Raw genomic sequence first — 13,528 nt, forward strand, 5'->3', positions numbered from 1 at the left:
GGCTCGCCGGGAAGATCCGCGAGGACATCCGGGAGAAGGTCGAGAAGACGCAGCGCGAGTACTACCTCCGCGAGCAGCTCAAGGCGATCCGCCGCGAGCTCGGCGAGGAGGTGGATCAGAAGGAGCTCATCTCGAAGGAGCTCGAGGACAAGATCCAGCTCGACGGCCTGCCGGAGTCGGTCGCGGAGCGCGCGCGCAAGGAGATGAAGCGGCTCGAGATCCTGAGCCCGGAGTCGCCCGAGTACAACGTCATCCACACGTACCTGGACTGGATCGTCTCCCTGCCGTGGGGCACCGAGACCGCCGACTCGAGCGATCTCGTGCGCGCCCGGGAGATCCTCGAGGAGGACCACTACGGCCTCCAGGAGATCAAGGACCGGATCATCGAGTTCCTCGCGGTGCGCAAGCTCAAGCCCGACCAGAAGGGCGCGATCCTCTGCTTCGCGGGCCCGCCCGGCGTGGGCAAGACGAGCCTCGGCCAGTCGATCGCGCGCTGCCTCGGCCGCAAGTTCTTCCGCTTCAGCCTGGGGGGCATGCGCGACGAGGCCGAGATCAAGGGGCACCGCCGCACGTACATCGGCGCGATGCCGGGCAAGATCCTGCAGGGGCTCAAGCAGGTCGGCGTGCGCAACCCGCTGTTCATGCTCGACGAGATCGACAAGCTCGGCAGCGACTGGCGCGGGGATCCGTCGAGCGCGATGCTCGAGGTGCTCGACCCGGCGCAGAACCACGGGTTCCTCGACCACTACCTCGACATCCCGTTCGATCTGTCGCACGTGATGTTCATCTGCACGGCGAACATGAAGTCGAACATCCCGCGCCCGCTCCTCGATCGCATGGAGGTGATCGATCTCTCGGGCTACATCCTCGACGAGAAGGTCGCGATCGCCGAGCGCTACCTCCTGCCGCGCCAGATCGAGGCCCACGGGCTCTCGCCGAAGCAGGTGCGGTTCGCGCCCAACGTCCTCCCCAAGATCGCCGAGGGGTGGACCGCGGAGGCGGGCGTGCGCAACCTGGAGCGCGCGATCGGCCGCATCTGCCGCAAGATCGCCGCGAAGGTGGCGTCCGGCACGGCGAAGTCGGCGAGCGTCACGGCGGCGAACCTGACGGACTACCTCGGCCAGCGGCTCGTGTTCAAGGAGTCGCTCCAGAGGCCGCGGATCGGCACCGCGGTCGGGCTCGCTTGGACGCCGGTCGGCGGGGACATCCTCCGCATCGAGGCGACGCGCATGCCCGGCGCGGGCCACTTCCGCGTCACGGGGCAGCTCGGCGACGTCATGAAGGAGTCGGTGGAGATCGCGCTCTCGTACATCCGGCACAACCACAAGATGTACGACGTCGATCCGGTCATCTTCAAGGACTGCGACATCCACGTGCACTTCCCGGCCGGCGCCGTCCCGAAGGACGGGCCGTCGGCGGGCGTCACGATCACGACCGCCCTGATCTCGCTCCTCTCGGGGAAGCGGGGCCTCCGGCCGCTGCCCAGGATCGCGATGACCGGCGAGATGACGCTCGTCGGCGACGTGCTGCCCGTGGGCGGCATCCGCGAGAAGGTGCTCGCCGCGCAGGCCGCCGGCGTCGAGAAGGTGATCCTCCCGGCGATGAACGAGCGCGACATCTCCGAGATCCCAGCGCACATCATCGAGGGCCTCGAGTTCGTGTACGCGAAGACCTACGCCGACGTCTTCGCCGCCGCGATCGGCGAAATACCGCGCGTTTGACAGTTCCCATCGATCCTGGCACCTGATCGGCATGGCGACCGTCGACGGCGCGTTCCAGGAGCGGCTCAGGAAGGGCGCGGGCCAGCTCGGACAGCTGTGGCGCACCGCGCGCCTCGTCGTCGCGGCGTCGGGGTGGCTCGCCTTCGCGTGGCTCGCGATCATCCTCCTGCGCGGCCTGCTGCCGATCGCGACGGTGCTGCTCACTCGGGAGGTCGTGGACGGCCTCGTCGCCGCGGTCCGCGCCCACGGCGCGCCCGCGCCCGTCGCCGGGCTGATCGCCGCCGCTATAGCCCTCGGCGCCGTCATGCTCGCGGGCGAGATCCTCAAGGGCCTCGCCGGGCTGGTCCGCGAGCACCAGGCCGAGCTCATCCGGGAGCACATCGCGGGGCTCGTCCACGACACGTCGACGAGCGTGGATCTCGCCTTCTACGACGCCCCGGACTACTACGACCACCTGCACCGCGCTCGGCAGGAGGCGCGGTACCGGCCGGGGCAGCTCGTCGAGACGACCGGGATGCTCCTCGAGAGCGCCATAACGCTCGTCGCGATGTGCGGGATCCTCTTCACCTTCAGCCCGATCGTCCCCCTGATCCTGCTCGCCGCCACCGCGCCGGCGCTCCTCGTCGTGCTCCGGCACGCGGCGCGCCAGTACGAGTGGCGCCTCCGGCGCACGGAGGACGAGCGGCGCACGTGGTACTACGACGAAGCCATGACCGGGGCCGACGGCGCCGCCGAGCTGCGGCTCTTCGACCTCGGCGGCCTCTTCGCGGCGCGGTACCGCGAGCTCACCGCCTCGCTGCGCCGGGACCGCCTCGCGCTCGCGCGCGGCAAGGCGCTGGGCGAGCTGGGCTCCTCCGTCTTCGCGCTCCTCGCGATCGCCGGCTGCGTCGCGTGGATGGCCCGCCGCACGATCACGGGAGAGGCGACGCTCGGGGAGCTCGCCGCGTTCGCCGCCGCGCTCAGCCAGGGCGCCCAGCTCCTGCGGTCGCTGCTCGGGAGCGTGGGCGAGATCTTCCGGAACACGCTGTTCCTCGCGGATCTCTACGAGTTCCTCGGGCTCGCGCCCTCGATCGCGTCCCCCTCCGGCTCCGCGACGGCTCCGCCCGCGGCCTCCCCCGGGATCGAGCTGCGCGATCTGTCGTTCTCCTACCCGGGGGCCGGCCGGCCCGCGCTCGACGGGCTGAACCTCTCCATCCAGGCCGGCGAGATCACCGCGATCGTCGGCCGCAACGGATCGGGGAAGAGCACGCTCATCAAGCTGCTCGCGCGGCTCTACGACCCGACCGCGGGGAGCGTCGCGCTCGACGGCGTCGATCTGCGGGCGCTCGATCTGGCCGCGCTGCGGCGGACGCTGACCGCGCTCTTCCAGAAGCCGGTGCGCTACGCGTGCCCCGCCGGCGAGAACATCGGCCTCGGCGATCCCGGCGCGGGCCCGGACGAGATTCGCAGGGCGGCGGCGGAGGCGGACGCCGCGGCGCTGATCGCGTCGCTGCCACACGGCTTCGACACGATGCTCGGCAACTGGTTCAAAGGCGGCGTCGAGCTCAGCGCCGGCGAGTGGCAGCGCATCGCGCTCGCGCGCGCCTTCCTCAGGCGCTCCTCGCTCATCCTCCTCGACGAGCCGACGAGCGCCATGGACTCGTGGACCGAGGCCGGGTGGATGGACCGCCTGCGCGCCCTCGCGGCGGGCAGGACCGTCGTGCTCGTGACGCACCGCCTCACCACGGCCATGCGCGCCGATCGCATCCACGTCATGGAGGGCGGCCGGGTCGTCGAGTCCGGGACGCACGACGAGCTGAACGCCCGCGGCGGGCGGTACGCCTCCTCGTGGGGATCGATCCCGGGTGTCACATTGAAATAGACCGGGGGATTGGAGCTACTTCTTCGGCGCGGCCGGGATCTTCCCGTCCTTCCATTGCTTCCAATGGTCGCCGCAATAGCCCTTGCCGCGCGGGAAGCGGTTCTTGTTGCATCCCGGGAACGCGCACTTCGGGTAGTTCTTCACGACGCGCTTCTTCCGGGGCTTCGCCGCCTTTTCCTTCTTCGCGACCTTCGCCGCCGTCACCTTCCCGGGCTTGCGCCCCGGCTTGCGCCCCGGCTTGCGCCCCGGCTTGCGCCCCGGCTTGCGCCCCGGCTTGCGCCCCGGCTTGCGCCCCCTCTTCTTTCCCTCGACGGCCGGCGCCCCGCCCTCCGACAGGGCCAGCAGTTCCTGCAGGCTCGACGCCTTGACCGCCGCGAGGATCTCCAGCGCGAAGGCGTTCGCGGCCTTCGCAATCGTCTCTTCCAGTCTGTTCTTCGCCATTTGTTCTCGATTCCTTCCTGCGCTCGTCGAATAGACGAGTCATTTCATTGCAGCGGTTATATCACGATCCAAATCGCACACAAGAATCGTTCCCCGATCCCGCGAAGATATTCGACCGTTTCCAATGTGCGCCGTTTCGGAGGCGCCCGCCCTCCCATGAACGCCGCCATTGGACGGCCGCGCCGCCGGTGAATTGTCTTGCCTCGCGATGCGGTTGCTGGTAACCGCGATGGCGCACTTCGCATCCAAAGGAGCGGGGAATGGGCGTTCTGAAAGACAAGCTCTCGCTGCCCGAGCGCAGGCCGCAGATCCTCGACGACTGCGCGAAGCTCGTGGACGCCGAGGTGGCCGCGAAGTCCGGGGTGACGGGGTTCATGATCAAGGGCGGCTACAGGGCGTTCAAGGCGATCAAGCCGACCATCGTGAGGGACGCGGCGGATCACCTGCTCGACGACTTCGCGTCCGTCCTGGACACGCATTACGAGCTGTATCTCTCCGCGGATCCGAGCAAGCGGGTCCCGTTCGACGCCTGGGCCAAGAACCGGGACGCCATGATCGCCGACGACCTCCTCAAGGTCACGGACGGCATCATGGAGAGATCCAGCAAGACGGCGATCAAGAAGATCTACAAGGGCCTCCGGACCGTCGCGCAGCGCAACGTCGCCGAGGCGGTGCCGGCGATCGGCCGCCTCTCCATCAAGCACGTCTCGCAGTGAAGGCTATCTCGTCTCGGCGACGGTGATGTTCCACACCATCGCCTGGCCGGGCACGAGCCGCCGGCTGACGGCGCTCTTCGCGTATGTCTTGCCGTCGAAGGCGTACCTGTCGATGGAGCCGGCGTTGTCGTCCGCGACGTACAGCTCGAGCGCCCCGTCGCCGTCCATGTCCGCGAGGTACGCGGCGTGCTCGAAGCCGCCCGTGTCCGTGTCGATGCACGTCGCGGGGTAGCCGCCCGCGCCGGCGCGCTCGATCACCCAGACGCCGGAAGAGAACGCCGAGGCGATCAGCTCCTGCGCGCCGTCGTGATCGACGTCGCCCGCCGCGAGGAACCGGCAGAAGCGGTCGTTCAGCTCCGCGACCTTGCCGTCCACCCAGATGCCGTCCTTCCAACCGAAGCGGCGGATCTCCACCGGCGCCTTCACGGCGCCGCCCTCGCCCATCTCGGCCTCCAGCGCCGCGTACAGCTCGGGACGGCGGTCGCCCTCGAGGTCTGCGACGAGCACCTCCTTGACGTGCCGCTTGTCGAAGACCGCGACCTCGGACCTCTCGAACTTCGCGCCCGTCCAGGCGTACCGGATGATCGCGCCGCCCTGTCCGAGGCCGGAGGCCGTGTTCGGCTGGCTCGGCGTGGCGTAGATCTCGAGCTTCCCGTCGCCGTCGAGGTCGCCGATCTCGATCTCGTGCACGAACGTGTCCGGCTTGCGGTCGAGCTCCTCGAACTTCCAGCCGTCCGGCCGGTTCCAGCCCACGGCCACGACGCCCTGGTCGTGCGTCGCGATGGCGAGATCCTTCCGGCCGTCGCCGTCGAAGTCCGCGACCTCGAAGTCGCGCAGGCGGTTCTGCTTGCCGCCGAAGGTCGGGCTCCACAGGGTCTCCGCCGTCCACGCGCCGCCCGCCTTGCGCCACAGCTTGAGCCGCGCCTGGTTCGCGCCGATCGTCAGGATCGCGCCCGGCTCGAGCGAGAGCGCCTTGTGGAACACGTTGGACTCGCGATCCACGATCCGGTCCGCCTTCCACGGGCCGCTCGCCGTCGGCTCGAGCACGAGCAGCGCGGCCGCGTCGGGCACCGTGTACTTGCCCTCCGCGTTCGGCTTGAACTCGGACTGCGCGACGAGGAGGAGCTTGCCCGCCGCCGCCGGAGCCGCCTCGGGCTTCTCGACGTCCGCCTCGACCCTCCCCCCGGCCGCCGTGTCGGGGGCCCCTGCGGGCTTGGCCTCCTCGCCCCCGCACCCCGTCGCGGTGCACGCGACCCCCAGGAGGAGGAGTACCGCTCGCATCGCCGTCATCGCCTCGCCTCCTCTCTCAGTCCTTCGCTTCGTACGTGCACAGGGAGAACCCGGACGACGGCAGGCCGGAGGCCCACGGCGACGCCTCGACGCCGAGCCCGTGCGCCGCGAAGAACTCGACGAACCCCCCGGGTTGCGGCAGGCCGCTGAGATCGCCGTGCTGCGTCGCATCGGGGTTGACGCAGTGGATGACGTCGTGGCCGAGGGTGTTGAGGTACGGGACGTCGTTTGTCCCGAAGGTATCGAAATGCACGGTTACCACCGACAGATCGAACGTGTCGTTGGTCCCGCCGTGGCACAGGAGCTGACCGTACATGTTGTCGTGGGTCGGGTCCGGCCAGCTCACCATGCCGGAGATCACGCCGAGCGTCGCGACGTTAGCGTCGTCCGAAAAGTAGGCGCCCGAGTACGTCCCGACCGAGGCGAGCACGTCGCCCCGCACGGTGGCGAGCAGGTCGGTCATGATGCCGCCCAGCGAGAACCCCATGGAGTGGATGTGGTTCTCGTCGATGCCGTACCGCGTCTCGAAGCACGCGACGAGCTGATCGAACAGCGCGACGTCGGCGTTGCCCGCTCCGCCCTCGGCCACCGAAAACACGTCCCACGTCATGTCCATCGTCATGATCGTGAAGCCGTTCGAATCCGGGGTGACGCCGATGAACGGCATCGTCTCGTTGTCGTAGGTCGTCGAGATGAAGTCGTCGAACATGTCGGCACCCGTGCCCAGGCTGTGCCAGTTGAACACGACCGCCCAGCTGCCCGACCCGTCGGTCGCGACGCCCTCGGGCAGGTGCAGGATGAAGTCGTACGCCTCGCCGCCGACGTCCCAGCCGTAGTTCCACCCGTCGGCCAGGTTGTCGCAGGTCGCGGCCTCCGTGTCGGAGTCGGTGTCCGTGTCCGTGTCCGTGTCCGAATCCGAGTCCGTGTCCGTATCCGTGTCGGTGTCGGAATCGGTGTCCGTGTCCGCGTCCGTGCCGCCGTCCCCGCCCGCGCCGTCGTCGTCGCCGCAGCCGAAGGTCGCGAGGGCGAGAGCGCCCCAGAGTACGTATCTTCGCATCATGACAAACCTCCTTGGTTCGAAAACGATTAGCACCTGTTTCGAAGGACCGCCAAAATCCGGTCGATCTCCGCGCCCGGCTCGGGCGATCCGTTGACGCACCGGACCGCGCACAGGTTCCCGGCGCCCGCGGCGACGACCGCGGCGGCGTTCCCGTGGTCGATCCCGCCGAGCACCACCGCCGGCACGGTCGCGATCGCGAGCATCCGCCGCATCCCGTCGAGGCCGATCGCGGGGTCCGGGATCCTCTTCGTCGGCGTCGCGAACACCGGCCCCACGCCGATGTAGTCGGGCCCGAGCGCGCAGGCGGCCTCGGTCTGCGCCGGGTTGTGCGTCGACAGCCCGACGATCGCCGCGTCGCCCACGATCCGGCGCGCGTCCGCGTACGGCAGATCGCCCTGGCCGAGGTGCACGCCGGCGGCACCGACCTCGACCGCGATCTCCGGGTCGTCGTTGACGATGAACGCGACGCCCGGCGGCACGACCGCCCGCACCCGCCGCGCGATCGCCACGACCTCGGCGCGCGGGGCGCCCTTCACCCGCAGCTGGATGATCCGGAGCCCCTTTCGCACCATGATCTCCGCGAGCCGCTCGTATCCCACGACCGGGTCGGTGAGGATGCCGTAGAGGCCGATTTCGAGCCGTGCGCGCATCTTTCTCCAGGTTCATATCACCAAAACGCGGCCTCCCGCACGAACCGATTGACAAGGATCGGGGACGACCCGTACGAAGAACGGACACCCCGGCGGCGCGCCGGCCGCATCAGGAGGACGAGAAGATGATCGACCGCGACGTGTTGCTCGCCCAGCTCTCCCGTCCGCTGACCGAAACCGCGCTCGAGGGACTCGGCCCCGTGTCGCGCGGCAAGGTGCGCGACTCGTACGTGAAGGACGGCCGCCGCTTCATCGTCACCACGGACCGGATCTCCGCGTTCGACCGCGTGCTCGGCACGATCCCGTTCAAGGGGCAGGTCCTGAACCGCGTGGCGGCGTTCTGGTTCGAGAGGACGCGCGGCCTCGTGCCGAACCACATGATCGGCTGCCCGGATCCCGCGGTGATGGAGGTGCTCGACTGCGAGCCGCTGCCGGTCGAGATGGTCGTGCGCGCGTACCTCACCGGCTCGACCTCCACCTCGATCCTGACCCACTACAATAGGGGCGTCCGCGACTTCTGCGGCAACCACCTCCCGGACGGCATGACCGCGCACCAGAAGCTCGAGCGGCCGATCCTGACGCCGTCCACCAAGGCCGAGCACGGCGATCATGACATCTCCGTGTCCCGCAAGGAGATCCTCGAGATGAGCCGGATCTCGGCGGCGGACTTCGACGAGATCGCCCGCATGAGCTTCGCCCTGTTCGAGGCGGGCCAGCGGCACTGCGCCGCGAACGGCCTCATCCTCGTCGACACGAAGTACGAGTTCGGCAAGACGAAGGACGGCCGCATCGCGGTCATCGACGAGGTGCACACGCCCGACTCGTCGCGGTTCTGGCAGGCGGCGACCTACGAGACGCGCCGCGCCGCCGGCAAGGAGCCCGAGGGGCTCGACAAGGAGTACGTCCGCGTGTGGCTCAAAACCGAGCGCGGCTTCACGGGCGACGGCCCGATCCCGGAGATCCCGGACGAGATCCGGGTCGAGGCGGCGCGGCGGTACATCGCGGCGTGCGAGCAGGTCACGGGCGAGGAGTTCCGGCCGGACGCGGCGGAGCCGAACGGGCGGATCGCCCGCAACCTGGGTCTCGGAGGTGCGCGATGAACGCCCCGGTCACGAACTCCATCGGCAAGGTGCTGATCGACGAGGCCGCGATCGCGCGCCGCGTGGCCGAGCTCGGCGCACAGATCACCGAAGACTTCCGCGGCGAGCCGCTCGTGGCGCTCGCGGTGCTCAAGGGCAGCTTCATCTTCGCGGCCGATCTGCTGCGCAACATCGACACGCCGCTCGCGATCGAGTTCATCGGCCTGCGCTCGTACATCGGCGGGCGCACGCAGACGTCCGGCGTCGTCGAGATCACGCACGACGTGAAGTATCCCCTGGGGGGGCACCACGTCCTCGTGGTGGAGGACATCGTCGACACCGGGCTCACGCTCGACTACCTGATCAAGAACCTCGCGACCCGCAACCCGCTCTCCGTCAAGATCGCGGCGCTGCTCCACAAGCCGTCGCGCACGGTGAAGCCCGTCCCGATCGACTACCTGGGCTTCGAGATCCCGGACGAGTTCGTGATAGGCTACGGCCTCGACTACGACGGCCGCTACCGCAACCTCCCGCACATCGCGGTGCTGAATCCGGACGACGGCCAGCTGGGGCTGTTCCCCTCCCGTTAGGGGCGTTCGGGACCTCTCCCACGTTGCCGTACTGAGTCAACCCGTTCACCCTTTGCCGAACCCGATGCGCCGCTTCGGCTTCGCCGGCGACTCCATGAGCTTTCGGATCGCGTCGAAAACCACTCTGAACTGCGCATCGTACCTCTTCTCGAGCGCGGCGATCTGGCGCGCGAGCTCGATGTTCGTCTCCAGCAACCTGCGCAGGCGCACGAAGGCCCGCATGATCTCGACATTCACCTGCACAGCGCGAGGGCTGCGCAGCACGCTCGACAGCATCGCTACGCCCTCCTGCGTGAAGGCGTACGGCAAATACTTGATGTTGTGGCCTCGCTTCGGGAAAGGGCTCCTGGAATTCGGCGAGTCTGCGAGCGCCGTGCCGTCCGCGTTCAAGATCACAGGATGTGATCTTGAACGCTCAGCCTCATCTATTGTGAGGCGAAACAGGAAATCCTCGGGGAATCGTTCGAGGTTGCGCTTCACGGCCTGTATCAAGGCGCGCGTCTCCACGCCGTACAGCGCGGCCAGCTCCGCATCGAGGATGACCTTCTGCCCGCGAAGCAGAAGGATAGCGCGCTCGATGCGATCGACGGGAACCAAAGACGAATCGGCCATTCGCTTCCCTCCTCGCCTCTGTATCGGCCGTTCTGGAAAGAAGTTGCCGGAAATCGACTGATCCGCGATCGCCTCGTTCGTCCTACAATAGATTCCTGGCCTTGATGTCGAGGTACTGGTTGATCGCCACGGCCGAGTACTCGCCCGGCTGCGCGTCGAGCGCCATGACGCCCGCGTGCCGCAGGATCGAGAGGCTCTCCTGCCTGTCGAGCAGGATGTCCGCGGCCGCGGCGACGTGGAACGCCTCCGCCGCCGTGGCGGGCACCTTCTCGGCCTCGACAGCGAGCGACGGCTCGCGGAAGAAGAGGCACAGGGGCAGGTGCCGCCGCCCGAGGTGCGCGGCGTACCCGCGGATGAGCCGCTGATCCTCCCCCGGCACGAGGTGGGTCATGAGAAGCAGGAGGGCGCGGCGGCGCACATGGGCCATCACGTACTTGAACGCCCGGCGGTAGTTCGTGGCCAAAGGCTCGGGCTCGACGTCGTACGCGGCGCGGACGAGCGCGTCGACCCCGCGACGACCGCGCTCGAGCGGGATGAACTTCTTCACCGTGTCCGAGAACAGGAGCGCGCCGACGTTGTCGCCCCGCTGTTGCGCGATGTGCCCGAGGATGATCGCGGTGTTGAGCGCGTAGTCGAAGTGGCTCAAGCCCTCGGTCGTCTGCTGCATCATGCGGCCGACGTCGATCATGAACAGCACGTTCTGGTTCCGCTCCTGCCCCATCTCGCGGACGTAGAGCTTGCCGAGGCGAGCGGTGGTCTTCCAGTCGACGCGCCGCGGCTCGTCGCCGGGACGATATTCGCGCATCCTCTCGAACTCCGTGCCGTCGCCGCGCATCCGCGTGGCCCGGACGCCAAGCTCGGCGAGCGCGTTGCGTCGGGCGAGGAGCCCGAAGCGCCGGAGCGCCTCGATGTTCGGATAGACCTGGATCTCGTCCTTGAGCTCGAACCGCCGCGCCACGCGCCACATGCCGAGCGCGGAGAGGTGCCGCACGCGGACCGCATCGAAGCAGAACCTACCGCGCCGCGCCGGCGTGAACAGGTACTCCACCTTCACAGTCGACCGCGGCGAGACGAGCGCGCGGAGCACCCCCTCGGGCGACGAGGTCCCCTCGGGCGGCGGCTCGTCGGCGAGCTCCAGGCGCAGCGCCCGGGCGCCCGTGTTGCGGATCGAGAGCTGCACCGGGTTCCCGATACCGACCGACAGGACGGCGCGGACCCTCCTCGCGATCTCGACCCTCGTCGCGGTCCCGAGCACGCGGTCCGCGATCGCGAAGACCAGCACCATGGCGGTCGGCGCAAGGCTCACCGCGTAGGGGACGCTCGCCACGGCCGAGGCGACCGCACCGAGCGACGCCACCGCGAGGGCGAGGACGAGTCCGAGCGAAGGGTTCATCCCCTGGGCACCTCCACCGCCTCGAAGACGCGCGCGAGGATGTCGTCCGGAGTCGTCTCCTGGATCACCGCGTCCGGCGTCAGCCGCACCCTGTGGCGCAGCGCCCACGGCGCGATGTGGAGCACGTCGTCGGGGGTCACGTAGTCGCGGCCACGGACCGCGGCGCACGCCCTCCCCCCCATGAGCATCGCCACCGAGGCGCGCGGGGAGGCGCCGACCGCGATCCCGGTCCACTCGCGGGTCTTGACCGTGAGCCGCGTGATGTAGTCGAGCACCTTTCCCTCTGCGCGCACGCCCTTGCACGCGTCGATCACGCCGAGGATCTCCTCGCGCGCCATCACCGGCCGCACGCCGAGCGCCTCCATGTCGAACAGATCCACGCCGCGCTCGTACCGCTCGAGGATGCGCGTCTCCTCCCCCTGGCTCGGATAGTCGACGAGCAGCTTGAACATGAAGCGATCAACCTGCGCCTCCGGGAGCGGATACGTCCCCTCGTACTCGAGCGGGTTCTGCGTCGCGATCGTGATGAACGGCGGCGTGATGGGGTACGTCGTCGCGTCGTTCGTGACCTGCCGCTCCTGGAGACACTCGAGCATCGCGGACTGCGTCTTGGGCGTCGCGCGGTTCACCTCGTCGGCGAGCAGGATGTTCGTGAACACCGGCCCGGGCCTGAAGACGAACTTCTGCTCGCGCATGTCGAACACCGAGTGCCCGACGAGGTCGCCCGGCATGAGGTCCGGCGTGCACTGCACGCGCCTGAAGCTGCACGAGAGCGCGCGGCCGAACGCGTTGGCGAGCAGCGTCTTCCCGAGCCCCGGCGGGCCCTCGAGGAGCACATGCCCGTGGGCGAACAGCGCGAGCATCACGCCCTCGACCACGTCGTCCTGGCCGACGATCACCTTGCCGATCTCGTCGCGGATCCGCTCGAACGCCTTCTGGATCTCCATAGGATTCATCGTTTCTTCCCCTTGCTGCTCTCGGCCAGCATCCGCTGGCAGATCGCCATCTTCCGAATCAGGACCACGTGTCGCTCCGCGTTGCGCCCGCCCGTGTCGAGCTCCCGCGCCGCCTCAGCCGCCACGTCCTCCGCCGCCTGACGTTCCTCTCCCCGACCCCTCCCCTTCATCGCGCGCCGCAGGTGCTCGAGCACCCGCGAGAGCGCCCACTCGCTGCGACCGGCCCGGAGGTAGAAGTCGCCGACGTCGCGCGCCAGCGTCGTCACCTCCCGCGCCCGCCTCGAAGGCGGGGCCGGCGTCGGCCGGACGAGCCGCGCGCTCGCCCACCAGTAGACGAACAGTCCGAGCAGGAGCACCTGGAGGAGCACGCCGCGCCACGGGCCGGAGCCGAGGTACGCGACCAGCGACGGCTCGGGCTCGACCCCCTCGTGCGCCTCGTCGAACGCCCAGAGCTTCTCCTTGCCGGCCTCGTCGATGAGCGCGGCTGCGAACAGGTGCGCCCGCTTGAAGCCGAGCTCGCTGTTGTCGAGCATCGTCGCGTCGGCGAGCTGGATCACCGTGCCGGCGCCGTGGCTCTCCGTGGAGACGATCGTCCGGCCCTCCCCATCGGTCACCATCGCCTCGGCACCAATCTCGGACAGGGCGATCTCTCCTCGGACCGTGGCCTCGAAGGTCGGGACCTCGCGCGGGGGGTCGGCGCGGCGCGGCAGGTAGCTGAGCGAGACGGAGACCGGCGGGGACTCCCCGCGAGCGCTCAGCTCGAAGAAGCCCTCGTCGCCGAAACGGTCGACGGCGTTCCCCTCGTCGTCGCGGATCGGGTGCCCGATGATCAGCGTGCCGCCGGTGCTCGAGACCCAATCGAGCATCTCCTCGCGATCGCGGTCGTCGATGCCGCGGCTCGGCGAGAGGACGACGAGCACGCCAACGCCGTCGCCGACTTGCGAGACGCCGCCGAGCAGGCGCCTTGCGCCGGCGGTGTTGCGCCCGACCAGATCGTGGAACACGGCGTAGCCGTCCGGCCGCGTGCTGGTCGAGGGCGCGTCGAGATACGACAGCGGCGGCTCGGGCTCCCACAGCGCCGCGAGGGTCACCCACGCGGCGAGGCCCAGCCACCAGCCGATCTCAGCCTTGTGGCTTCTCGATCCCACAGAGCTCCTCC

General features: G+C 69.1%; 13 protein-coding genes. 5 read left to right on the plus strand and 8 right to left on the minus strand.

Going from position 1 to position 13,528, the window contains the following annotated elements; genetic code table 11:
* Positions 1 to 1,721, plus strand: a 1,721-nt coding sequence (lon, locus tag M0R80_27855) for an endopeptidase La (GenBank protein ID MCK9463453.1), incomplete at its 5' end; no start/stop codon positions are given.
* Positions 1,722 to 1,752: 31 nt separating this feature from the next.
* Complete coding sequence (locus tag M0R80_27860; GenBank protein MCK9463454.1) at positions 1,753 to 3,582, plus strand: ABC transporter ATP-binding protein/permease; 1,830 nt, start codon at positions 1,753 to 1,755, stop codon at positions 3,580 to 3,582.
* A 15-nt stretch (positions 3,583 to 3,597) separates the two neighbouring features.
* Here M0R80_27860 and M0R80_27865 read toward each other — a convergent pair whose 3' ends face one another.
* Positions 3,598 to 4,023, minus strand: coding sequence for a hypothetical protein (locus tag M0R80_27865; GenBank protein ID MCK9463455.1), 426 nt, complete (start codon positions 4,021 to 4,023; stop codon positions 3,598 to 3,600).
* 260 nt (positions 4,024 to 4,283) lie between these two features.
* Here M0R80_27865 and M0R80_27870 point away from each other — a divergent pair, with 260 nt between their 5' ends.
* The gene (locus M0R80_27870; GenBank protein ID MCK9463456.1) at positions 4,284 to 4,739 is read left to right on the plus strand and encodes a hypothetical protein; all 456 of its coding nucleotides are present in this window, start codon (positions 4,284 to 4,286) and stop codon (positions 4,737 to 4,739) included.
* A gap of 3 nt (positions 4,740 to 4,742) precedes the next feature.
* On the opposite strand, the gene M0R80_27875 is transcribed toward M0R80_27870, so the two are convergent.
* Genes M0R80_27875 through thiE form a run of 3 tightly spaced genes read right to left on the minus strand, consistent with a single transcriptional unit; the run spans position 4,743 to position 7,739 of the window.
* A complete protein-coding gene (locus M0R80_27875; GenBank protein ID MCK9463457.1) occupies positions 4,743 to 6,029 on the minus strand; it encodes a VCBS repeat-containing protein in 1,287 nt (428 codons plus the stop codon).
* A 16-nt stretch (positions 6,030 to 6,045) separates the two neighbouring features.
* Positions 6,046 to 7,089: a hypothetical protein gene (locus M0R80_27880; protein MCK9463458.1), complete on the minus strand. Its 1,044-nt coding sequence runs from the start codon at positions 7,087 to 7,089 to the stop codon at positions 6,046 to 6,048.
* A 26-nt stretch (positions 7,090 to 7,115) separates the two neighbouring features.
* Positions 7,116 to 7,739, minus strand: coding sequence for a thiamine phosphate synthase (thiE, locus tag M0R80_27885; GenBank protein ID MCK9463459.1), 624 nt, complete (start codon positions 7,737 to 7,739; stop codon positions 7,116 to 7,118).
* Positions 7,740 to 7,864: 125 nt separating this feature from the next.
* Between thiE and M0R80_27890 the strand changes: the two genes are divergently transcribed.
* Positions 7,865 to 8,839: a phosphoribosylaminoimidazolesuccinocarboxamide synthase gene (locus tag M0R80_27890; protein MCK9463460.1), complete on the plus strand. Its 975-nt coding sequence runs from the start codon at positions 7,865 to 7,867 to the stop codon at positions 8,837 to 8,839.
* Positions 8,836 to 9,408, plus strand: a complete 573-nt coding sequence (gene hpt, locus M0R80_27895) for a hypoxanthine phosphoribosyltransferase (protein ID MCK9463461.1) — start codon at positions 8,836 to 8,838, stop codon at positions 9,406 to 9,408. The genes M0R80_27890 and hpt overlap by 4 nt, the downstream gene beginning before the upstream one ends.
* 45 nt (positions 9,409 to 9,453) lie before the next feature.
* Here the strand turns inward: hpt and M0R80_27900 are convergent, their stop codons facing one another.
* From M0R80_27900 to M0R80_27915, 4 genes are all read right to left on the minus strand, one after another.
* Positions 9,454 to 10,020, minus strand: coding sequence for an ORF6N domain-containing protein (locus M0R80_27900; GenBank protein ID MCK9463462.1), 567 nt, complete (start codon positions 10,018 to 10,020; stop codon positions 9,454 to 9,456).
* An 82-nt stretch (positions 10,021 to 10,102) separates the two neighbouring features.
* Positions 10,103 to 11,413 (minus strand): DUF58 domain-containing protein, encoded by a 1,311-nt coding sequence (locus M0R80_27905; protein MCK9463463.1) that lies wholly within the window; start codon positions 11,411 to 11,413, stop codon positions 10,103 to 10,105.
* Complete coding sequence (locus tag M0R80_27910) at positions 11,410 to 12,369, minus strand: MoxR family ATPase (protein ID MCK9463464.1); 960 nt, start codon at positions 12,367 to 12,369, stop codon at positions 11,410 to 11,412. Before M0R80_27910 ends, M0R80_27905 begins: the two co-directional genes overlap by 4 nt.
* The coding region (locus tag M0R80_27915; GenBank protein ID MCK9463465.1) for a hypothetical protein at positions 12,366 to 13,528 on the minus strand (1,163 nt) is incomplete at its 5' end. The genes M0R80_27915 and M0R80_27910, both read right to left, overlap by 4 nt.

It is taken from the genome of Pseudomonadota bacterium (assembly GCA_023229365.1).
Taxonomy (GTDB): Bacteria; Myxococcota_A; Polyangia; order JAAYKL01; family JAAYKL01; genus JALNZK01.

What these genes read in the sequence shown, in the direction of transcription:
- M0R80_27860 (MCK9463454.1), top strand. Translation starts at nt 1,753, where the DNA reads ATGGCGACCGTCGACGGCGCGTTCCAGGAGCGGCTCAGGAAGGGCGCG.
- M0R80_27865 (MCK9463455.1), bottom strand. Translation starts at nt 4,023, where the DNA reads ATGGCGAAGAACAGACTGGAAGAGACGATTGCGAAGGCCGCGAACGCC.
- M0R80_27870 (MCK9463456.1), top strand. Translation starts at nt 4,284, where the DNA reads ATGGGCGTTCTGAAAGACAAGCTCTCGCTGCCCGAGCGCAGGCCGCAG.
- M0R80_27875 (MCK9463457.1), bottom strand. Translation starts at nt 6,029, where the DNA reads ATGACGGCGATGCGAGCGGTACTCCTCCTCCTGGGGGTCGCGTGCACC.
- M0R80_27880 (MCK9463458.1), bottom strand. Translation starts at nt 7,089, where the DNA reads ATGATGCGAAGATACGTACTCTGGGGCGCTCTCGCCCTCGCGACCTTC.
- thiE (MCK9463459.1), bottom strand. Translation starts at nt 7,739, where the DNA reads ATGCGCGCACGGCTCGAAATCGGCCTCTACGGCATCCTCACCGACCCG.
- M0R80_27890 (MCK9463460.1), top strand. Translation starts at nt 7,865, where the DNA reads ATGATCGACCGCGACGTGTTGCTCGCCCAGCTCTCCCGTCCGCTGACC.
- hpt (MCK9463461.1), top strand. Translation starts at nt 8,836, where the DNA reads ATGAACGCCCCGGTCACGAACTCCATCGGCAAGGTGCTGATCGACGAG.
- M0R80_27900 (MCK9463462.1), bottom strand. Translation starts at nt 10,020, where the DNA reads ATGGCCGATTCGTCTTTGGTTCCCGTCGATCGCATCGAGCGCGCTATC.
- M0R80_27905 (MCK9463463.1), bottom strand. Translation starts at nt 11,413, where the DNA reads ATGAACCCTTCGCTCGGACTCGTCCTCGCCCTCGCGGTGGCGTCGCTC.
- M0R80_27910 (MCK9463464.1), bottom strand. Translation starts at nt 12,369, where the DNA reads ATGAATCCTATGGAGATCCAGAAGGCGTTCGAGCGGATCCGCGACGAG.